Here is a 20,611-nt window from a genome sequence, read left to right as displayed (position 1 = left end):
TTTGATTAAATATTACCTGAATTTACATTGAGTTAAAAAGTTTTGGTTAAAAACTATTGGTTAAAAACTATTGGTTAAATTTACGTGCTAATGTTTAACAGTTTTTGTAGAGACGTTTTATATAACATCTCTACATTATGTGCTTATTCAGCCCAAGCGATTAATCTGGGTTCGTAAGGACTAGAAAGGTATTTATTGCGAGGTAAGACGCGCAAAGACAAGCCTTGTAAACCAGAGGTGGTGTAAGTGATATTTGCTGTATAAACACTTAAATTCTCTGGGTTTTGCCCTTGATAATCCATTACTACAGGTACAGCATTAACAATATCCCCATGGGCATCTATAGAACCTTGATATAGTTCTACTTGTACATCATCGTTACTCAAAGTTGCTAAATCAACTTTAGCTTTGACGGCTACGGTTTGATTAACTTTAATGTCTGATGCTGCGGATACCTCAAGATCCTTAATTCTGATACTAAACCAGTGTTCGCCTAATTTCGCCTTCCAAGCCGCTAATTCCTTGGCTGGGACATAATTGTCAACAGTTAAGGTATGATAGCGATCGCTGGCTGGGAAATAGGCTCTGACTGCATATTCTCGCACCATCCGGGCTGTATTAAAAAATGGACAATTCAAGCGAATTGCATCTTTCATTTTTGCTACCCAAGGACGAGGTAAGCCATCACCATCACGATGATCATAGAATAAGGGGATAACTTCCTTTTCTAGTAACTCATAAAGGGCGTTAGCTTCTATTTCATCTTGGTAATTAGGATCTTCGTAATTTTCTCCGTGGCCAATAGCCCACCCGGTGCGGACATAATCTGCTTCATCCCACCAACCATCAAGTACACTTAAATTGGGTAGTCCATTCATAGCGGCTTTCATACCACTTGTACCGGAGGCTTCTCTAGGACGACGGGGAGTATTTAACCAAATATCACAACCTGCTACCATTAAACGGGCGATGTGAATATCGTAGTTGGGAACAAATACTACCTGTTTTTCTAAATGGTGTTCCCGGATAAAGTGATTGATATCCCGAATCAATTCTTTACCAGGGATATCTTTGGGGTGAGCTTTCCCCGCAATTACAAACTGGACTTTGCGGTTTTTGTTACTCAATAAGATTCGTTTAATGCGGTCTAAATCACGCATCCATAAGGTAGCGCGTTTATAAGTAGCAAAGCGACGAGCAAACCCAATTGTTAAAACGTTAGGGTCAAGCACTTCCTGGGCTTGGGCAATATCGGAGGCAGATGCACCGCGATCGCGCAGATGTTTAACTAAATGTTCCCTAACGTACAATACCATATCCAAACGGCAGCGTTCATGATTCCGCCACAATTCTTCGTCGGGAATTGCATCCATTCGTTCCCATAATTGGTTATCTGCTGGTGCTGATGACCAATTTGGACCAAGATAGCGATCGTACAATTCTTGAGTAGATTTAGCTACACAACTACGGGCATGAACACCGTTAGTAATAGCGGTAATTGGCACTTCGTCCACAGGAACTTTTTGCCACAAGCCTTGGAACATTTGTCGGGAAACAACGCCATGTAATTGTGCTACACCGTTAGAGAATGTTGCCATTTTCAGGGCTAATACTGCCATACTGAAGGGACTCGACAAATCACCAGTATTTTCTCGTCCCAGACCTAAAAACTGCTCCTTGGGTAAACCAAAGATATCTGCATAATAGCCCAAATAATGCAATATCTTATCAGGAGAAAATAAATCAATACCTGCGGGGACTGGTGTGTGAGTAGTGAAAATATTACTAGAACATACCACCTGTCTAGCTTGTCTGTAATTTAGTCCGGCTTCTTGAATGAGAATGCGAATGCGTTCCAAAGCCGAGAAAGCAGCATGGCCTTCATTCATGTGGTAAGCAGTCACTTCATAACCCAAGGCCTTGAGCATTTGCACACCACCTATGCCCAGCATAATTTCCTGGTGGATACGCATATCTATATCACCACCATACAATTGGTCGGTGATATCATGGTCATAAGCCTTGTTAGGTTCGATATTGGTATCAAGCATATACAAGGGGACTGTTCCCACTTGCACACGCCATACTCGTGCATATACCTTGCGTCCTGGGTAGTCTACCGCAATTCGTAATTCTGAACCATCGGCATTGCGCTCCAAATGCAAAGGCATATTATAGAAGTCATTGATGGGATAGCGTTCCTGCTGCCAACCATCTGCATTGAGATACTGAGCAAAGTAGCCCTGTTGATACAGTAAACCTACGCCCACTAGCGGTAATCCCAAATCACTAGCTGATTTAAGATGATCTCCTGCGAGGACACCTAAACCACCGGAATAGACAGGTAAGCAATCTACTAGGCCAAATTCAGCGGAAAAATAGGCGTAACATTCTTTTTGCGGCTGCTCTCTTTGTTTTTTATACCAAGTCCGCTCCTGCAAATAATCTTCTAATTGCCGGGCTGCTCGGTCTACTTGCGCTAAAAAGCCGTCATCTTCGACAACTTCTAATAATCGCTTTTGGCTGATAGTTCCCAACATTAATACTGGGTTATGGTGGCTTGATTCCCATAAATCGGGGTCTAAACGGCGAAATAGGTCTTTACTCTCCACATTCCAATCAAAATGGAGATTATAAGCTAGTTTCCGCAGGGGTTCTAGTCTGGAAGGTAGTGAAGGAGATACGTTAAAAGTGCGAATTGGCTGCATGGTTTAAAAAAACTTATTTGTGCGGCTATGGTTATTGTTTACTGTTTTTACTTAATGTTGCCAACTCTTTATACTATATTTGTCAACTTTCGATGACTTTGTTAAGAATTGATAATTATTGAATTGCTGAATAAACATTACACTTATAGCTTGTCTGAGTCTACTGGGTTTGTACTGGTTTTACCAAAATTTTACTAAAATTTAATTATGTGCTGTTTATATAGGCAAAATGGCAACATAGCGGTATGCACTGAAATATAAATCCAAAACATAGCTAAAAAGCGATTATGAATCATCAAAATGAAACAAAACTGCTAATTCTTTCCCTGCTGTTTACGACCGCGTTGCTGGGCTTGGGCTTTTGGTTGTGGAATCAATTCACACCTCGCGTTTTTGAGAAAGAAGCTAATGTTTCTCCTGATTCCGATTCTAAACCAGGGCGAATCAGTTTAGGTGAGAAGATTTTAATTACTGATCAAATCAACTCTGATAAGGAAAGAGGAGTACAAGCCTTTGCTCAGGGTAATTTTGATAATGCTAGAAGCAATTTTCAAGCATCTTTGCGCCAAAATCAAAATGATCCAGAAAGTTTGATTTATCTCAATAACTCCCTGGACAATAGTAGTAAATATATCAAAATTGCCGTGAGTGTACCCATCGGCGGAAATCTAAATGTAGCCAAGGAGATTCTGCGGGGTGTGGCTCAGGCTCAAGATGAGGTAAATCGTAATAGTGGCATTAATGGTAAATTTTTGCAAGTAGCGATCGCTAATGATGATAATGATCCCACCCAAACCCAAAAAATAGCGACGCATTTTGTCTATGATTCCAGTATTCTGGCTATAGTTGGACATAACGCTAGTAATGCTTCTATTGCGGCTGCACCAATATATCAGCAGGGAGGACTAGTGATGATTTCTCCTACTAGTTTCGCTCAAAATCTCTCTGGTATTGGTAGCTATATATTTCGCACGGTCCCCAATATTAGTTCCCAGGCCGAACCTCTGGCTGTTTATACCTTAAAAACCGCCCGTAAAACTAATATTGCTTTGTGTTTAGATTCCAAATCTATTGATAATCAATCTTTTAAGGATGAGTACGCCAAAAATATCGTAGCTGGTGGTGGTAAAATTAATCCCACCAAGTGCGATTTTTCCGCTCCTGATTTTAACTCTACTACCATAATTTCTCAATTAATTAGTAGTGGTGCTGATGGGTTGGTATTAGCTCCCTATGTTGGTAGAATTAACCGGGCTTTAGAACTAGCAGCAGCAAATCAAGGTAAGTTAGCGCTGTTTGGTAGTCCGACATTATACACCTTTCAAACATTAAAATCGGGGAAATCTGATATTAACGGTATGGTTATTACTGTACCTTGGCATCCAAAGGCCATTTCTGGTAATCCTTTTCCTGAAAAAGCTAGAAAACTTTGGGGAGGAACTGTGAATTGGCGTTCAGCAACAGCCTATGATGCAACTATGGCGATCGCTAAAGGTTTACAACAAGGTTATACCCGTGAAGCATTACAAAAGGTGCTACATAGTCCAGATTTCTTTGTCAATGGTGCTACAGGCAAGATTGAATTTCAAGAATCTGGTGATATTAAGGGTAAGGCAATATTAGTCAAAGTGCAACCAAGTAAAAACTCAACTGCTAACTATGACTTTTTCCCCTTGCAGGGAAAATAAATAGTGAGATGATGTTATTAACCATTTCAATTTGTTGCTTGGGTTTGACTGCGTTCTACCCAACCTGCGGGACTTTTTTGATCATGTTTTCATAACTTTATTAAGAATTGTTTCCATTCAATTAATATCCCCAGCAGGGGCTTTCCTGCCGTTCGCCCCTAGGCGGTTTTCCATTGAATTAATGTCCCCAGCGAGTGGGGACAAACAAACAATAGACATTAACAATCAAATAGACGATTGTTTCCATTCAATTAATGTCCCCAGCGAGTGGGAACCCCTCAATTTTAAACCCTTACCCGGCAAAGTGTCTAGAGACAGTTTCCGACAGCGAAGCGTGGCGTTAGCCTTATGTCAGGAAAAAAAGTGGTAAAACCACCAATCGAGAGCGGGAAAAAACCCCCGAAACCCTTACCCAGCAAGCGACCCAAGTTCCCAACGCCAAAATCAACATTTGGTTCAAAAATTACCGGTTGTTCAACTGGAGGAATTAGTAACGCACCTTGTTTAGTTTGAGCGATCGCCATTACCCCAAAAATGTTAAATTAATATACAGCGTTTTCCGCTCTGATGAGGTACAAAGTTGAATCATGAAACTCTTGTGGTGCGGGCATCTTGCCCGCTAAATATGTACCTCATAACACTCTTATAGTGCTGTATGTATTAGTAAAGGTCAAATAAATGACGAGATTTATACATGACCAATTCGCCAAAGATTATTTAGAAGAACTGCTAAAACCTTATGGAAAAGTAGAAGCACCCAGTCATGTATCTGGAGAAGTACGAGAAATAGATGTATTATTTACACCATTTCCTGAACAAAAAGCGGATATAGCATCATTAGGGTTATTAGGTAAACTAGCCACCACACTAGCCATATTTGAACCATTTCGCAACCCAGCCTCAACAGAAGAAATATGTGATTGTCTATTAAAATCATTAGAAGTTAGAGGTGCATTAAAACGAGAAGCAAAACGTAATGCAACCAAAATAGCAGAAAGTAATTTTCCTAAATTATGGATTCTCACACCCACAGCGTCTAAGAAACTGCTATCAGGATTTCATGGTATATTGGAATCAGATTCTTTACCAGGAATATACTATTTACCAGAGTCTTTCCGCGCAGCAATTATTGTCATTCATCAATTACCACCTATTCCAGAAACATTGTGGTTAAGACTTTTGGGCAGAGGAACGGTACAAAAACGAGCAATTGATGAATTAGCTGCGTTACCATCAAATCAGCCTTATGTGAAAATCACATTAGAATTACTGTACAACCTGCAACAGAACTTGAGAATAAATCAAAGTCCAGAAATAGAAGCAGAAGATAGGGAGTTGATTATGAGATTAGCACCACTTTATCAACAAGAGCGAGAACTCGCTAGACAAGAAGGACTACAAGAAGGAGAACAACGAGGCCTACAACAAGGAGAACAACTTCTGATTATCCGTCAGTTAAATCGCCGCATTGGTACAATGGACTCATCATTGATTCAACAAGTCCAAAAATTACCTGTTGCACAACTAGAGGAATTAGGAGAAGCCTTGTTAGATTTTACCTCAGTTACAGATTTACAAACTTGGTTACAATCTGTTAGCTAATCTTTTTCAAAAGACCGTTTATGATGTTTTCATGACTTTATGAAGAATTGAAAACTTTTTGATTTTTCCCGCCGAAAATTGGGATTAGGGGCTTGACAATTGATTTTGAATTTGTTATCATAGACTCGATAAGGAAGAACTATCTTACAACCAAATATTGTTAAACTCTGGAAAACCGCCCAGGCGCTATATTACCCACCATTCCCATCTTAGCTTTAATATACATATCGAAACAATCGAGGAATAGAATGGCGTTAAAAACCATTAATAATCCTGATGTAACAGTTTCGACATATAGACAAGTAGGTTAACACAATAAAACCAAACTCTGTAAAGAAAAGTAGGCGTTGCTGAAACCAGGTATGAATTTAGGTGTAGAGACGAGAATCCCTACATGAGGAACGTCTCTACAAGGGTTTTGAAATCATCAAAAATCATACCTCAAATCAACAACGCCGAAAAGTAACATGATTGAAAACTTCTTCACCCTTGCAAGAGTGCTATAACGACAATTTTTTGTTATCAACCATTTTAATTTGTAGGTTGGGTTGAGGTACGAAACCCAACACAGTCTATAACTATATGACATTTACAGCAAGTAGCTTTGAGTGAGGTACACCTTGTGCGGGCATCTTGCCCGCACCACAAGAGTTTTATTATTAATATTTGTACTTCATAAGATCGGGAACTGCTGTAATGTTGAGGTACGAAACCCAACACAGTCTATAAGTATATGACATTTAATGTTAAAGTACGAAACCCAACACAGTCTATAAGTATATGACATTTAATATTGGGGTTTCACTTCGTTCTACCCAACCTGCGGAACTGCTGTTCCTATTCCCTCGCCAAAGGTACAAGATATAGGTAAGATAAATTAGTTGCTATTTACCAAACCTCCGGGAGTTAGTTCTATGTTGAGTTTAAAAATTGCTGTTTATATCGTTGTCGGCTTGTTTGTGAGTATCTTCATCTTCGGGTTTTTGTCTAATGACCCAGCCCGTAACCCCGGTCGTCAAGACTCAGAATAAATATACAACAAATCACTCCTAGTGGCCGGAGGGTAGAAACAGGCTAATATGTAATTCAACCTTCCGGCTATTTTTTGCTTTTTGATCAGCTTAATTGCCTCAAAATATGTTTCATCCAGCCCTTCCACCTCAACCACCGCCAAATCTTGTATCGTCAAAACCTGTTTCTGATCTCGCTGCTACTGCTGTTATTAAGGTAAAAAATGATCAACAAAAACTGATCATCGATGGTAAAAATCAACAAGATCGGTATCAATCAACTACCAAGCCAGTCAACGATTCTCCCTTATCCCGACTAGAAAACTCAGGTGGGGAATTTTCCATAATTCAAGGTCAAAAACGCAAAATTATTTATATTATAGCCGGACAGCAGGTTTTAACAGGAACATCAACACCCCCGGTAGAAAAAAATTACGTAAATTTACAGGAATCAGGGAGAAAGGTTGATCTATTGGTTGGTGAAAAGACACCATCGTTACCAGTACAAAATCTGATTGAATTTAAACTGCGTCATCCTCAAGATCAGTCAAAACCTGATAATTTAGCAGTTCCCCCGTTACCGCAAATTTCAGAAACGACGAAAATATCACCGCAAAAAACAAGAATTGTGGAGGTAATTGCCGATCGCCAAGAGTATGATCAAGAAAGGCGAATTGTCACGGCTGAGGGTAATGTAGTAGTCAGGTTTGATGGTGCGGTAATTGATGCTGATACCCTACATATCAATTTAGATAATTTGATGGCGGTGGGGGAGGGTAATGTGGCTTTAACCAGGGGTAATCAGGTATTCCAAGGACGACGTTTTACTTATAATTTTATTCAAGATAGTGGTAATCTAGAAAACGGTAAAGGTGAACTTTATATCCCTACCACCGCAACGGATTTTGCTTTTTCCCCAAGTCTCCCTACAGATATTACCGCAGGTGGTGTACCTAGTCGCCCTTTGAGTTATCGGCTTCGCGCTAATCAACCTCTAACTGGTGTTAATAGTCCCGGAGGGATAGAATTTGGTGTTAGTGGTCAATCAGACGCGCGAAATGTTTCTGTACCTAAATCTGGTGGTGTCCTCAAGCGGTTACGATTTGAAGCCCAATATATCGAATTTTATCCCCGTGGTTTTCAAGCTCAAGATGTGAGAATTACTAATGACCCTTTTTCACCCCCGGAATTGGAAATCAGGGCGGCTAAGGTGACTGTGACGCGAGAAGCACCTTTAATAGATAGGGTGACTACCCAGGGTCAACGGTTAGTTTTTGATCAAAAGGTCGTTGTTCCTATTCCTGTGAATAGTCGCAAAATAGATCGTCGGCCACGACAGGTAAATCCCACTATTGTTTCTGTGGGTTTTGATAATGGTAAACGCGGTGGTTTGTTTATAGAACGCGCTTTTGAACCAATTGATAATGATCAGACTCGCTGGACTATTACACCCCAGTTTTATGTACAAAGGGCTGTAGAAAATGGTGGTAATGTAGCTAATTTGTTTGGTGTAAATACTAAACTGAATGCTGTTTTGAGTCCTAAAACTGTTGTGGAGGGTACGGGAGAGTTAACTAGTTTTGATTTTGATCAGGTGGAAGATACTTTACGCGGGAGTTTGCGATTACGCCAAAGTTTGGGTAATGTCAAGCCTTATACATTAAGTTTAGAGTCTAGTTACCGCGATCGCCTTTACAATGGTAGTCTAGGGTATCAAACTGTACAGAGTAGTATTGGTGGAATTATTACTTCTCCTAGGATTCCTTTGGGAAAAAGCGGTATAAATATTAGTTATCAGGGTGGCGCACAGTATATAAATTCTAACACAGATCGTCAGGATTTACTCTCACCACTACGCAAAAATGATCGCATTTCTCTAGGGCGTTTCCAAGGTAGTGTAGCATTGAGTAGTGGGATCAAATTGTGGACTGGGAAACCCTTAGCAGCTACTGCCAAGGAGGGATTAAAATATACATCTAATCCTGTAGTACCGTATTTACAAGCGATCGCTGGTATCACAGGAACTACTAGTTATTATAGTAGTGGTGATAACCAAGGCACTGTCACTGGTACTATTGGTTTAATCGGCCAAATTGGCCATTTTTCCCGTCCTTTCTTAGATTATACTGGCTTTAACGTCAGTTACTCCCAAGGCACTAATAGCGGTTTATCACCCTTTCTTTTTGACCGTTCAGTTGATAACAAAGTTCTCAGCACTGGTATTTCTCAGCAAGTTTATGGACCTATTCGCTTAGGTTTACAAACATCCATTAACCTAGATACATGGAAAGAGATCAGCACCGATTATACATTAGAATATAGCCGTCGGACTCATGGTATCACCCTTCGTTATAATCCAGTGCTGCAATTAGGTGGTTTTAGTATCCGTATCAGTGATTTTAATTGGACTGGTGGTACAGATCCATTTGCTAATGGACAAGTTAAACCAGTGGTTGGTGGTGTAGTCGGTGAGGAAAATTAAGCTTCAGCGGAACTATAATCGGGAATTAAACCACCTTTTTCGGTAATTTTCTTCGCTGCATCTAAAAGATACTCATAATAGGTGTGAGCAATAATAGATAACTGCTTACCAGCAGGATAAACCATATACCAATCCCGTTTAATTGGAAAGTATTGGACATCTAAAATGCTAAATTCCGTAGTTTCGGTTAATAATGTATGACGGGATAATACAGAAATACCTAAGCCACCAGCAATAGCTTGTTTAATCGCTTCATTACTTCCCAACTCCAACTTAACTTTGACCTTGACCCCATGTTTCTCAAACAGAGTTTGGACAGCGCTGCGAGTCCCTGAACCCGGTTCACGCATAATAAACCGTTCTTCACCCAAACGTTCAATAGGAATATTTTTTTCCTTTGCTAAGGGATGATCTGCGGGTGCAAAAACTACCAGCGGGTTTTCTAGAAATGGCTGGAAATTGACATCAAAATGATCGGGAATTTGACTCATAATATATATGTCGTCTAAATTATTCATCATCCGATCTAAAATCAGTTCATGATTTGTGACCTGGAGAGAAATATCAATACCGGGGTAAAGCTGACAAAAAGGACCCAACAATCTAGGTATAATATACTTAGCAGTAGTAATTACCGCCAGTTTTAATTGTCCTTGTTTTAATCCTTTTAAATTGGCAATGGTCATTTGAAACTTGTCCATAGTCTCAAAAATTTGCCGACAAGTAGCAAATAATTCCCGTCCCGCTTCTGTCAAGTATAAACGCTTTCCTACCTGCTCAAATAATGGCAAACCCACTGATTTAGTTAGCTGTTTGATTTGCATGGATATGGTAGGTTGAGTCAAAAACAACTCCTCCGCAGCGCGTGTAAAACTACCATGCCGTGCCGCAGCCTCGAACACCTTCAACTGGTGCAATGTCGCTTGGTTCAAGGTTATTCCCCTCTGATAACAATTTATATATATACTACAGTATTACGTAGCAACAAATTTTTTTTAAGTGTTATTTATACAAATATTGTATAAAATAAATTTGAGCATTTGCCCAATTGTAGGCGTGTCTAGCTACTCCAGAAGCTTTGCGAAAAGCTGTAACTTGTTGCTTATTTGGGGTGAGCGCAGTCTTGAAACTAAGCAACATTGTTCGACCTCCAATGCTTTGATTACTACTATTTAATCTATTAAAGTACATTCTGGTAAGTTTGTTTACATCTGGTTAGAATTTAAGTTGCAGTTTCCAACCCTATCTGATAGTTAAAATACATAGGGCTTGCTGTATGTATATTGATAAGCATAAAAATACTCCACTACAATAGATTTTAGTACGAATGAGTGGAGCATACTGCATAAACTCAGACAGTTTGTATCTTATTTAGATACTCCCAGAGTTAAAACTCAATTCAATGATACTAAGGAGTTTTTATATAAGCACTCATGGGTTCTTTGATAAATCGGATGTAAAGATGTCTAAAGGTAGATTTAATCACACGGGGCATGGCAAAATCTATAGGCATTAATTTGTCGGGTAATTGCCAATCTGTAATTTGTAGTAAATCAGGTGATAAATTAGGAAAGTGAATATCATTTAACTCTGGACATATTCCTAATCTTTGAGAGGCTGCAACTGTGGGAACTTGTGCCGGTGCAACTTGGAGAATTTCTAACATTGCTCTATCTAAAGCAAAGACATTACTAGAAGCTGCTAAAATTTCTAAGTTTCGAGGTTCTCCGGCACTAGGTCCATTACCTTCATGACCAATAATACCATCCAAAATTGTTAAAGTGGGATTAATTGCTCTGGCAGTTTCTACTAACATTTCACCGAATTTATTAGCATCTTTACCAGCTTCTAGATGCCACCAGGCTTTCATTTTACCAGGAACACAACCAAACAGATTTTTTACTCCCAATGTTAGGGTTAATTGCAGATGAGATTTAACTTTGGGAAGGTTAATAACCACGTCTGCTGACATTGCTTCTTTTGATAAAAGTAAGTGATTGAAATTGTCATTTACTGTTTGATAACGTTGGCCATGAAATTCAACAAGTGGTAAATTCAGTTCTGCTAAAATTGGTAATAAACCATTGGCTATTGCTACACCTTTAGCACTACCAAAAGCAGGACTATCCCCTAAAAATGGGTTTCCACCAACTGCAATTACCATTTCAGCAACAGCACGGACTAATTCTGGTCGTGTGGTACATTCTTTTGTAGGCCGAGAACCTGTGAGCAGGTTAGGTTTGAGTAAAACCCGATTTCCTGGTTTCACAAAGGCAGCCATTCCCCCCAAAGGTTCTAGCAGTATTTCCAAAGATTCTTTTAAAGCTTCTTGTTCGTAGGATTTGGCACGAATTAGACTAACAGATGGTTTTGGGGTTTGCATGGGTAATAATATGCGTAATAATTTGGTGACATGATCATAATATAAAGCAAATGGCCATAAAATCAATGTTCCCGGCTTCATCAATTCCATGACTACAACAACTGAAAATTATTTATCTAAATAGTGACAGAAAATCGTTAATACTTGTTCTATTGATAGTTTTTAGGAATACCAACTGGCGATAAACCGGCGATTACTTTCAAGTTTTGACAACGAATTAATTCACTAAAATTCAGTCCAGAACGCTCTTCTATTTTTGCTACAGCTTCAATGGCTGTTAACAAATGTTCGGCGGCTTCGGTTTCTGAATAACCTCGTCTTTGGGCAATACGAATAGCCGCTATATCAGCATTTAATTTTGATTCCTGAGATCTATTCATGCGCCAAATCTGTATGGCAGCTAAAGCAGTTAATCCCCCAGATATTACCATACCTACTACATCAGACTGCACCGCCTCCAATATTCCCCCCATAAACCCCGCTAAAACTACTCCTTGATAAATATTGGGTTGTAACCATTTTACCCCTGTTAACCAGCAAACCATCTGCAATAGCAGTAAATCCCGTTGGGGTCTTGTTAACCGTCGCCACAAATCGAAATTAATATATATCGGTCTTGATTGACTCAAAGGCAGGGGAAAAGCAGCATCTATTACCTGTTTTTGTTCTGGTTTACTGACGATTTTCGTCATCATTCGCCCAGAAGCAGGCATGACATCCAATAAACGACGAATTTCAATATTTGGCTCCATAGCATCCATTATTAGTCATAATTATCTATATTCCGTGGCTATTAAGATTACACTTTATTACACTTTATCACTTTATATTTATATGGACGCTTTTGATCCTCATCCCCCAGAATGGACAAATCAGGCAACTCACGCCTATCAGTTTCATTGTCCCAAATGCCACGCCAGTAGTCGAGAGGCTGTTAATGTGTGGTTAAATAGGCGATCGCCTGTAACTACCGCAGATCGTCTGCGTAAATGGCAAGAATTTTATCATTGTCATTGCGGTTATGTCTGGTGGGCTTGGAGTAATGATCGGCCACCAACAAATTTATCTGCGGAAAAATGATTTTTATCTGATATCCCCGACTTCTCAAGGCAGTCGGGGATCTATCTTAACTAAGACTTTAATGCAACATTTTAATTTAATCTAAATTTAATCTATTAGTTAAATATTTAGGAAAGTTGTGCATTTACTAATTCCCGCAGCCGGAAGTGGCAAAAGAATGGGCGCGAACCGTAATAAACTTTTATTACAGGTACGTTCAAAACCTTTGATTGCTTGGACTTTGTTAGCCGCAGAAGCCGCAAGTTCTATTAGTTGGATAGGAATTGTTTCCCAACCACCCGATTGGGATGATTTTAAATCCATTATCGCTGACTTAAAGCTGAAAAAAACAATAGCATTAATTCCTGGTGGTTCTACTCGTCAGGAGTCTGTTTATAATGGTTTACAGGCATTCCCAACTAATGCGGGACAAGTATTAATTCATGATGGCGCTCGTTGTTTAGTAACACCAAATTTATTTGATGTTTGTTCGGACGCAATTCTAAATTGTTCTGGTTTAATTGCGGCTGTACCTGTTAAAGATACGATTAAAGTTGTTGATGAAAATGGTATTATTACAAGCACACCAGAGCGTAAGCAATTATGGGCGGCTCAAACTCCCCAGGGGTTTGATGTTAATTTGTTAAAACATTGTCATGCTGAAGGTGTACGTCAAGGTTGGGAAGTTACCGATGATGCGGCTTTGTTTGAAAAATGCGGTCTGGAAGTGCGAATAGTTCCTGGGGAGGAGACTAACTTGAAAATTACCACTCCTCAAGATCTAGCGATCGCTGAATTTATACTTAGTCATAGGTAGCAGGCAAGAGGTAAGAGTTTTTTTTAGTGACTAATTTACAAATCTAAAATCCCAAATCTAAAATCTAAAATTCTGAATGGTCAAGAATATATCTATAGCCACAACGATAGAAGCGATTCTTTATTTAAAAGGTAAACCCTTATCTATCAGTGAAATTGCTGAATATGCCAAGTGCGATCGCCCTAGAGCAGAAGCGGGGGTTATCGAACTAATTGAGAATTATGCCCGACGGGATACGGCTTTAGAAGTCGTAGAAACTGAACATGGTTATAGTTTACAACTGCGCTCAGATTTTCATGATTTAGTACAAGTTCTGATACCAGTAGAATTGGGCGTAGGGGCTTTAAGAACATTAGCAGCGATCGCTCTTCATAATCCCATATTACAAAGCGAATTAATTAACATTCGTGGTTCTGGTGCTTATCAGCACGTTCAAGAATTAGTAGAATCTGGTTTTGTTCGCAAACGCCGAGAAAGTGATTCTCGTTCCTACTCCCTGCAAATAACGGCAAAATTTCATCAATATTTCCAAATCGAACAACTTCCTCAAATTTTGACAACTCCAGAAAAAGAACAACAACTAGAACTGAATTTAGAGGATAGTCCCAGCCATTAGGAATCATCACCACACAAACAGAATCCACGCAGGTAGCCTACCATACATTTTATCTATTCCCCGTAGAAAATGCGCTAGTTTACTAATATGGTTTAGAGTAGAATCAGCAGTTAAGCTAATATAAATCGCCAATGGTGTTTGATCCTGACTTTTCGCATGACGACTCTGAGCAACACCCTAATCAACTTCTGAATGATCGCTTTGGGGAAAACCCTAATCAATTACTCAAGTATTTACAGCATCAATCTCCCGAAGTTTTAGCCCGTGTCGCCCAATCTGTCAGCCCCGAAATTAAACAAATCATTTCCCAGAATGTCCAAGGACTAGTGGGGATGATGCCACCAGAGCATTTTCATGTCCAGATTACAACAGATCGGGATAATCTAGCAGGGCTACTGGCCTCGGCAATGATGACGGGCTATTTTCTCCGCCAAATGGAACAGAGAATGCAATTGGAACATTTATCCAATCAATAGTCAACCCCACAGGCGTGTTTATTCATGCCTGTATTTTTATTTATAGCAGTTTTAGGCATTGTGGTATCACTGATGATAATTTGCTGTAACCGCTGCTAACCTCTCCCCTAGATGAACCTATAGATATAAGCAAAATCTTTATCCTATCTTTAAGAATCCGCAACTAAAATCTAAAAATTAGCGATTTGTGGACTTGTTTACATGAAATTTTCCTATTGTTCACTTTGTTTTCTCACATTTTTTAGCACGTTGGGATTATTATCTACACAGCCGCAATCACAAACCGCCAATGCTCGTCCCAGAAATTGCCCTAGTCCGGTTTTAGCTCGTATTCAACGTCATCAGGTAAGCCCTGGTGAAACTTTAGCAGCTATAGCCAGTCACTATCATCTAGCACCAGAAACAATTATCGCTATGAATCCATCCGTGGGGAAGGGGGTGGTAAGTGCGGGAACAACACTACAAATTCCCCCTTTTAATGGCATGGTTGTGGAAATTCCTCCCCATCAAACTTGGCGACAAATAGCATCTAAGTATCAAGTTCGCCCGGATACGGTATTTGAAATTAATGGTTGTCAGGAAAACCCTAAATTTGTCTTTTTACCAATAATTCCAGGTGTAAAATTTCCCCCTAAGATAGCCACAAAAGCTACCACAACCGTGGGTAGTAATGGAAAAATTACTGGTTATCCTCTCCCTAATACTACAAGTGTGGCATTAGGTTATGGTTGGAACTATCACCCCGTGACCAAGGAGGCTGTTTTTCATAGTGGGGTGGATTTATTAGCACCTGTAGGTACTCCTGTGGTAGCGATCGCTCCCGGAATCGTCGTTTTTGCCAAGGAACAGGGTAGTTATGGCAAGTTAGTCATTATTAACCATGCAGATGGCTTACAAAGCCGTTACGCCCAACTTGACGGCATTAAAGTTACTCTAGGTAAAAAGGTCAATAAAGGCGATATTTTGGGAACAGTTGGAACTACAGGACAACCAACCTCTATTCAACCCCATCTTCATTTTGAAATCCGTGTTAACGGTTTCTTGGGTTGGGAAGCCAAAGATCCCAAAGGATTTTTAATTTAAACTCTGTCCATTTTCAAACATCGGGTTTTTCACAAGTTATTCCTGATCATTAACCGCAGATGAATTTCACGATGACGTTGGAAATTTTCTAAGTATATACTATGTATATATAAGTTTTTAATCCTGGTTTAATTCGTGATCGTCTGGAAAACTGAGGACAGGCAAGCGATCACCGCGAAATAATTCCTCACTTGCCTCTCCCAGGCTTACTAAAGCATCACTGGTGGCTTTTTGAGCTATGATCAACATGAGTATAGATACTGTACCAGCTTGCAAAAAACAAGATAGGGGAATGGTGAATGGAATTAAATTTAATCTGGGTTGAGAAAAGAACTGTTGGTTTACAGGTGACATTGTAATTCTTAATAGTTAGTAAATGAATAAATTTTTTCTGCTTTTTCCCAGTCTCTAACTTGATAGCACTATCTTTGTATTTTTGTCAATTTTGCCAGCCGCGAAGGTAACAAAATTGTAAAAAAACCGCTAAAGTGCGATAATTCTATGGTTATAGCTGACAAGTACAGTCAAAATCCTCCAGTACACCCTTCCTGTTAAATTTCACTGCCCATGAAAACAGTATTATTTAAATTATTTAATCGTCAACAATTTTTAGCACCATCGGTGAGTCATGCAGTAAATATAAATACTTACGTAATCAAAGTCCGATGGCTAGGTAATAACCTATATATTCTCTGTGAAAGTGTTGAGTGTCCACAAGGTTGGCAAACCCTGTTGGAGTTACTGCAACAACTAGAAGAAAACAATGTAGACAGCCTGACTAATAATGATCAATCCTCAATATACCAAGTATTAGTTTATGGTCGCAAACTAGGTGAAGATATTCCCCAATGGTGTTATAGATTGTACTTAAATCAACTGAATCAATATTTAGAACAGGTAGAAAAATCATTATTAGCAGGGACAGAAACACCCACAGGCTCAGATAGTCCACTGATGATCTCTAATGAGAGTTTGGCACATCAAAGAGATATAGAGGCAGATTGGCTGTCGCACCTAAATTTGACAACTCCAGAGGTGATGTTAAAACCATGGGATGATTCGGGAAATGTGCCAGCGATCGCTAGAATGTTGGAAACATCTGCTATCCGGGTGATGCTAATTCCCACAGAAGATTTATTACATATTATCTGTGATCATCCCATTTGTCCTACACTCTATCAAGTCTCTAGGAAATTTACTCAATTTATTATCCGCGAACTGCAAATTTCTGCTATAAGTGGTTTTTCTATTGATGTTCGTCGGGCTGCCGATAAAGAACTGATGTGGTTTCATGGACTTAACATGGTAGAACGTTCCCGACTAATCCCCACAGAGACACTGGAATTTGCTGTTACATCTGAATATGTAAGTTACCAGATTACTCATCAGACTCGTGAACCAATTCTATGTCTTAATTCAAGAAATGAGAAAGTACAAAATTTGGGCAAACAAATAGCAAAAAATTGGGCAGTAAATATTAATAAACAAATCCGACAGTTACTTTTAAACAGCCAATTATTTACAATATTTAATCACGACACAAATCAAAACCCTGATCATAAAGATCATAAAGGAATTGGTGGTGGTATGATTTGGCTGGGATTAGGATTACTTCTAGCTTTACAAAGTGATTTGATATTAAGTTATGTCTTAGCACGTTCTCTTAAAAGTTATCCCCAAGTTAGTGTTAGTAACAATATTGTTTCACCTTTACCCTTAGCATCTCATCCATCTTTGCCAGGAGAAAATAATCAAACAAGACCAGTTTCAAATCAATCAGTAACACCGAAATCACTTAATCATGATCAATCTACTTTTAATGCCTCTGGATTTATCAATGATCATGATACTAATTTCGCAGTAGCACCATTAACAGAAAACGCCACTGCCACAGCTATTCTATTAGCGGCCCGATCACAAATGCCCAGTTTTAATGCTAGGCAATTAGATGAGCAATTAGCTCTATATAAACAGCGTTTAGCTATGAAAAAACGCCCACCTGATGTCTTAATTGTTGGTTCTTCCCGCGCCCTCAGAGGAGTTGACCCCCTAGCCCTTTCTAGGGCTTTAGTCAGCCAAGGTCATAGCAATCTTGATATATTTAACTTTGGCATTAATGGAGCAACAGCCCAAGTTGTTGACTGTCTGATTCGTCAGATTTTAGAACCTGAAGAACTGCCGAAACTAATTTTATGGGCTGATGGTTCTCGCGCTTTTAATAATGGACGAGAAGATATTACTTTCAATGCAATTGCTGTCTCACAAGGATATAAACAAGTATTACAGAAAACTAGAACCAGAGTAAATGCTGATGTAGTAAATAAAAATAAAGAAGGTTTTATAGGAGAGATTAGCAGTAAATCAGCAACAAAAGATATTAACATCTATCAAGCGGCTGACAGTTGGCTAAATCAGTCTTTATCTGGGTTATCTGCTAGTTATAAAAACCGTGAGCAAATTAAAACTCTTCTGCAAAAAAAATTTGAAAATCTACCTTTTAGTTATCAACATCTCCAGGTTAAATCAAAGGTTAACCTCACAAGTTACTCCGCAATGACTAATTCTCTACAAGGAGTTGATTTTGATGGATTTCTACCTATATCTGTTCGATTTAATCCGGCTACATATTATCAAAAATATCCAAAAGTTTCTGGAGATTACGACAATGATTATAAATCTTTCCAGCTTGCGGGTAAACAAGAACAGGCATTTCGTTCAGTGTTAGATTTTACTAAAAAAAATAATATATCCTTGGTATTTGTAAATATGCCCCTCACTTCAGATTATTTAGATCCGGTTCGCACAAAGTATGAACAGCAGTTTCAAAAGCATTTATTAAAATTTACAAGTGATCCTCATTTTATTTACCGTGATTTAAGTCAACTATGGCCAACAGCAAGTAATTACTTTTCTGACCCCAGTCACATTAACCGCTATGGTGCCTATGAGGTTTCAAAAAACTTGGCACTAGATCCAATTATTTCCTGGACAAAAAAGTAATTAAATGGGAAAATAGCAAAGGGTATTATGTTATTTTTCCTCTGTGAATAATTCAAAACTATCATAATTAGTAATTAAACAATGAAATTCATATCAATTTTCTATGGGATTTTTCTGTTAAGTGTCTTGGTAATTTACTGGAATGTGTATTTAGCAAATTTCCGATTATGGATTCTCCTAATAGCCAGTATTTTGTTTTACTCATCTTTGCACATTCGATATTTACCATTACTTTTAATACTAACTTTTATCAACTTCCGCTTAGGTTTAGGAATTAGCAATAATACCTCATCAAACAAGCATTCTCAAGACTCGGATTTATCTCCAGAGGAATGGCATCGAAATCGGCGAAATCTATTATGGATTGGTATAGTTTTTAATCTTTTTATTCTCTTGGGTTTTAAGTATATAAATCATCTACAAAATTTATTTTTTCATCTGTTTAATCACTCAGATGGATCATTAACTAAGATAGTTTCTCCCTTGGGAATTTCTTTCTTTACATTTGAATGTATTGCTTATTTGATAGATGTCTATCGTGGTGATCCTGCTGCGGCTAATTTTATAGAATTTGCCACATATAAATTATTTTTTGCAAAACTTATTTCTGGACCAATTACTCGTTATCATCATCTGGAATTTCAATTCAATACACTACAACTTCCTAGTATTGATAGGACGGCTGAAGGACTGTGGTTAATTGCGCGAGGTGCGGTTAAAAAAGGAATTTTTGCCGATAATCTGGGCATATTTGTTGATTTATGTTTTGGTAATTTACAAAGAGCAGGTAGCACTGATTTGTGGTTAGCTACTTTTGCTTATGGACTACAGTTATATTTAGATTTTAATGGTTACGTAGATATTGCCCGTGGTAGTGCTTTACTGTTCGGTTTAGTTTTACCGGAAAATTTTAATTTCCCCTACTTCAGTACCAGTATTGCGGATTTTTGGCGACGTTGGCACATCACATTAGGTGATTGGTTGCGTAATTATCTTTACTTCCCTTTGGGTGGTTCTCGGCGCGGATTGATACGTACTTGCGGAAATTTATTGATAGTAATGCTATTAGCTGGGATTTGGCACGGTTCAGCCTGGGGTTTTATTGTTTGGGGTCTATTCCATGGTATCGCTTTAGCAGTTCATCGTCTCACGGCTTTTTTAAGCGATCGCTTAACAATTCTTAACCTATTTTGGCAAAATCCACTCGGAATAATCTGCGCTTGGCTGCTAACACAAATCATGGTTTTTACATCTTGGATTTGGTTTCGTCTCCCCAACCTCCGGGACTCTAGTTTAGTCATACAGCATCTTTGGGGTTATCCTGCTGATCAACAATTTGCGGAAAAGGTTTATGCAGAAGCTCTGAACAGCAATCAATATCAAATTTTTTACTTATTAGCAAGTATAACCATGCTAATGACTGTATCATATAGCTTCAAAGGAAGGATGAAATTAGATTTTAGCTGGCAAATGAAGATTGTTCTCGTCCCCTTATGCTTTTACGCAGTTTGGTTATTAGCTCCTCAAGGGAGTTTACCTTATATCTACTTTGATTTTTAGAGGAATTATCTGCTCGAATAAATTTCCTGTATACCTAATTACATCAGGAAAACATATAACTGACATAACTAATACTAATTTTAATTATCTTTACAAATTTCAATTTATCCTTTAATGTTGTATTCAG

17 protein-coding genes are annotated in these 20,611 nt (G+C 38.7%); 11 read left to right on the top strand and 6 right to left on the bottom strand.

What is annotated here, in order from left to right:
- Positions 1-143: 143 nt before the first annotated feature.
- Complete coding sequence (gene glgP, locus FFO06_RS11390; RefSeq protein WP_137908141.1) at positions 144-2,708, bottom strand: alpha-glucan family phosphorylase; 2,565 nt, start codon at positions 2,706-2,708, stop codon at positions 144-146.
- A 287-nt stretch (positions 2,709-2,995) separates the two neighbouring features.
- Here glgP and FFO06_RS11385 point away from each other — a divergent pair, with 287 nt between their 5' ends.
- The 4 genes from FFO06_RS11385 to FFO06_RS11365 all read left to right on the top strand — a co-directional run bounded on the left by FFO06_RS11385 (position 2,996) and on the right by FFO06_RS11365 (position 9,490).
- The gene (locus FFO06_RS11385; RefSeq protein WP_137908140.1) at positions 2,996-4,396 is read left to right on the top strand and encodes an ABC transporter substrate-binding protein; all 1,401 of its coding nucleotides are present in this window, start codon (positions 2,996-2,998) and stop codon (positions 4,394-4,396) included.
- A 678-nt stretch (positions 4,397-5,074) separates the two neighbouring features.
- A complete protein-coding gene (locus FFO06_RS11375) occupies positions 5,075-5,998 on the top strand; it encodes a DUF4351 domain-containing protein (protein WP_137908138.1) in 924 nt (307 codons plus the stop codon).
- A 914-nt stretch (positions 5,999-6,912) separates the two neighbouring features.
- Positions 6,913-7,029: a photosystem II reaction center protein I gene (locus tag FFO06_RS11370; protein WP_071604835.1), complete on the top strand. Its 117-nt coding sequence runs from the start codon at positions 6,913-6,915 to the stop codon at positions 7,027-7,029.
- Positions 7,030-7,135: 106 nt separating this feature from the next.
- The gene (locus FFO06_RS11365; RefSeq protein WP_137908137.1) at positions 7,136-9,490 is read left to right on the top strand and encodes a DUF3769 domain-containing protein; all 2,355 of its coding nucleotides are present in this window, start codon (positions 7,136-7,138) and stop codon (positions 9,488-9,490) included.
- Here the strand turns inward: FFO06_RS11365 and FFO06_RS11360 are convergent.
- The 4 genes from FFO06_RS11360 to FFO06_RS11345 all read right to left on the bottom strand — a co-directional run bounded on the left by FFO06_RS11360 (position 9,487) and on the right by FFO06_RS11345 (position 12,625).
- Positions 9,487-10,422: a LysR family transcriptional regulator gene (locus tag FFO06_RS11360; protein ID WP_137908136.1), complete on the bottom strand. Its 936-nt coding sequence runs from the start codon at positions 10,420-10,422 to the stop codon at positions 9,487-9,489. The genes FFO06_RS11365 and FFO06_RS11360 overlap by 4 nt on opposite strands.
- Before the next feature lie 70 nt (positions 10,423-10,492).
- Positions 10,493-10,630, bottom strand: coding sequence for a helix-turn-helix domain-containing protein (locus FFO06_RS11355; protein WP_236097129.1), 138 nt, complete (start codon positions 10,628-10,630; stop codon positions 10,493-10,495).
- Positions 10,631-10,898: 268 nt separating this feature from the next.
- The gene (locus FFO06_RS11350) at positions 10,899-11,873 is read right to left on the bottom strand and encodes an Npun_F2552 family protein (RefSeq protein WP_137908156.1); all 975 of its coding nucleotides are present in this window, start codon (positions 11,871-11,873) and stop codon (positions 10,899-10,901) included.
- 149 nt (positions 11,874-12,022) lie between these two features.
- Complete coding sequence (locus tag FFO06_RS11345) at positions 12,023-12,625, bottom strand: DUF3318 domain-containing protein (RefSeq protein WP_137908155.1); 603 nt, start codon at positions 12,623-12,625, stop codon at positions 12,023-12,025.
- A gap of 82 nt (positions 12,626-12,707) precedes the next feature.
- On the opposite strand from FFO06_RS11345, the gene FFO06_RS11340 reads away from it, so the two are divergent.
- The 5 genes from FFO06_RS11340 (at position 12,708) to FFO06_RS11320 (ending at position 15,924) form a co-directional block, all read left to right on the top strand.
- Positions 12,708-12,953: a hypothetical protein gene (locus tag FFO06_RS11340; protein ID WP_137908154.1), complete on the top strand. Its 246-nt coding sequence runs from the start codon at positions 12,708-12,710 to the stop codon at positions 12,951-12,953.
- 118 nt (positions 12,954-13,071) lie between these two features.
- Positions 13,072-13,749 carry a 2-C-methyl-D-erythritol 4-phosphate cytidylyltransferase gene (gene ispD, locus FFO06_RS11335; protein WP_137908135.1) on the top strand — a complete coding sequence of 226 codons (678 nt, stop codon included), beginning with the start codon at positions 13,072-13,074 and terminating at the stop codon, positions 13,747-13,749.
- 76 nt (positions 13,750-13,825) lie between these two features.
- Positions 13,826-14,365: an SMC-Scp complex subunit ScpB gene (gene scpB, locus FFO06_RS11330; protein ID WP_137908134.1), complete on the top strand. Its 540-nt coding sequence runs from the start codon at positions 13,826-13,828 to the stop codon at positions 14,363-14,365.
- Between the two features lie 131 nt (positions 14,366-14,496).
- Positions 14,497-14,841: a DUF760 domain-containing protein gene (locus tag FFO06_RS11325; RefSeq protein WP_137908133.1), complete on the top strand. Its 345-nt coding sequence runs from the start codon at positions 14,497-14,499 to the stop codon at positions 14,839-14,841.
- Between the two features lie 201 nt (positions 14,842-15,042).
- Positions 15,043-15,924: a LysM peptidoglycan-binding domain-containing M23 family metallopeptidase gene (locus tag FFO06_RS11320; protein ID WP_137908132.1), complete on the top strand. Its 882-nt coding sequence runs from the start codon at positions 15,043-15,045 to the stop codon at positions 15,922-15,924.
- 117 nt (positions 15,925-16,041) lie between these two features.
- Here the strand turns inward: FFO06_RS11320 and FFO06_RS11315 are convergent, their stop codons facing one another.
- Positions 16,042-16,278 (bottom strand): hypothetical protein, encoded by a 237-nt coding sequence (locus FFO06_RS11315; RefSeq protein WP_137908131.1) that lies wholly within the window; start codon positions 16,276-16,278, stop codon positions 16,042-16,044.
- Positions 16,279-16,491: 213 nt separating this feature from the next.
- Between FFO06_RS11315 and FFO06_RS11310 the strand changes: the two genes are divergently transcribed.
- Together FFO06_RS11310 and FFO06_RS11305 are read left to right on the top strand one after the other, a co-directional pair.
- A complete protein-coding gene (locus FFO06_RS11310) occupies positions 16,492-18,924 on the top strand; it encodes a DUF1574 family protein (protein WP_137908130.1) in 2,433 nt (810 codons plus the stop codon).
- Between the two features lie 81 nt (positions 18,925-19,005).
- Positions 19,006-20,484: an MBOAT family O-acyltransferase gene (locus tag FFO06_RS11305; protein ID WP_137908129.1), complete on the top strand. Its 1,479-nt coding sequence runs from the start codon at positions 19,006-19,008 to the stop codon at positions 20,482-20,484.
- The last annotated feature ends 127 nt before the right edge of the window (positions 20,485-20,611 follow it).

The sequence above is a fragment of the Dolichospermum planctonicum genome (assembly GCF_005402965.1).
In the GTDB taxonomy this organism is placed as follows: domain Bacteria; phylum Cyanobacteriota; class Cyanobacteriia; order Cyanobacteriales; family Nostocaceae; genus Dolichospermum; species Dolichospermum planctonicum.
The sequence above is the reverse complement of the archived record's forward strand: the minus strand, read 5'-3'. Positions and strand labels throughout refer to the sequence as shown.

Excerpts from the sequence above, each read along its gene's own strand:
- glgP (WP_137908141.1), bottom strand. The coding sequence starts at position 2,708 with ATGCAGCCAATTCGCACTTTTAACGTATCTCCTTCACTACCTTCCAGA.
- FFO06_RS11385 (WP_137908140.1), top strand. The coding sequence starts at position 2,996 with ATGAATCATCAAAATGAAACAAAACTGCTAATTCTTTCCCTGCTGTTT.
- FFO06_RS11375 (WP_137908138.1), top strand. The coding sequence starts at position 5,075 with ATGACGAGATTTATACATGACCAATTCGCCAAAGATTATTTAGAAGAA.
- FFO06_RS11370 (WP_071604835.1), top strand. The coding sequence starts at position 6,913 with ATGTTGAGTTTAAAAATTGCTGTTTATATCGTTGTCGGCTTGTTTGTG.
- FFO06_RS11365 (WP_137908137.1), top strand. The coding sequence starts at position 7,136 with ATGTTTCATCCAGCCCTTCCACCTCAACCACCGCCAAATCTTGTATCG.
- FFO06_RS11355 (WP_236097129.1), bottom strand. The coding sequence starts at position 10,630 with ATGTTGCTTAGTTTCAAGACTGCGCTCACCCCAAATAAGCAACAAGTT.
- FFO06_RS11350 (WP_137908156.1), bottom strand. The coding sequence starts at position 11,873 with ATGCAAACCCCAAAACCATCTGTTAGTCTAATTCGTGCCAAATCCTAC.
- FFO06_RS11345 (WP_137908155.1), bottom strand. The coding sequence starts at position 12,625 with ATGGAGCCAAATATTGAAATTCGTCGTTTATTGGATGTCATGCCTGCT.
- FFO06_RS11340 (WP_137908154.1), top strand. The coding sequence starts at position 12,708 with ATGGACGCTTTTGATCCTCATCCCCCAGAATGGACAAATCAGGCAACT.
- scpB (WP_137908134.1), top strand. The coding sequence starts at position 13,826 with ATGGTCAAGAATATATCTATAGCCACAACGATAGAAGCGATTCTTTAT.
- FFO06_RS11325 (WP_137908133.1), top strand. The coding sequence starts at position 14,497 with ATGGTGTTTGATCCTGACTTTTCGCATGACGACTCTGAGCAACACCCT.
- FFO06_RS11320 (WP_137908132.1), top strand. The coding sequence starts at position 15,043 with ATGAAATTTTCCTATTGTTCACTTTGTTTTCTCACATTTTTTAGCACG.
- FFO06_RS11315 (WP_137908131.1), bottom strand. The coding sequence starts at position 16,278 with ATGTCACCTGTAAACCAACAGTTCTTTTCTCAACCCAGATTAAATTTA.
- FFO06_RS11310 (WP_137908130.1), top strand. The coding sequence starts at position 16,492 with ATGAAAACAGTATTATTTAAATTATTTAATCGTCAACAATTTTTAGCA.
- FFO06_RS11305 (WP_137908129.1), top strand. The coding sequence starts at position 19,006 with ATGAAATTCATATCAATTTTCTATGGGATTTTTCTGTTAAGTGTCTTG.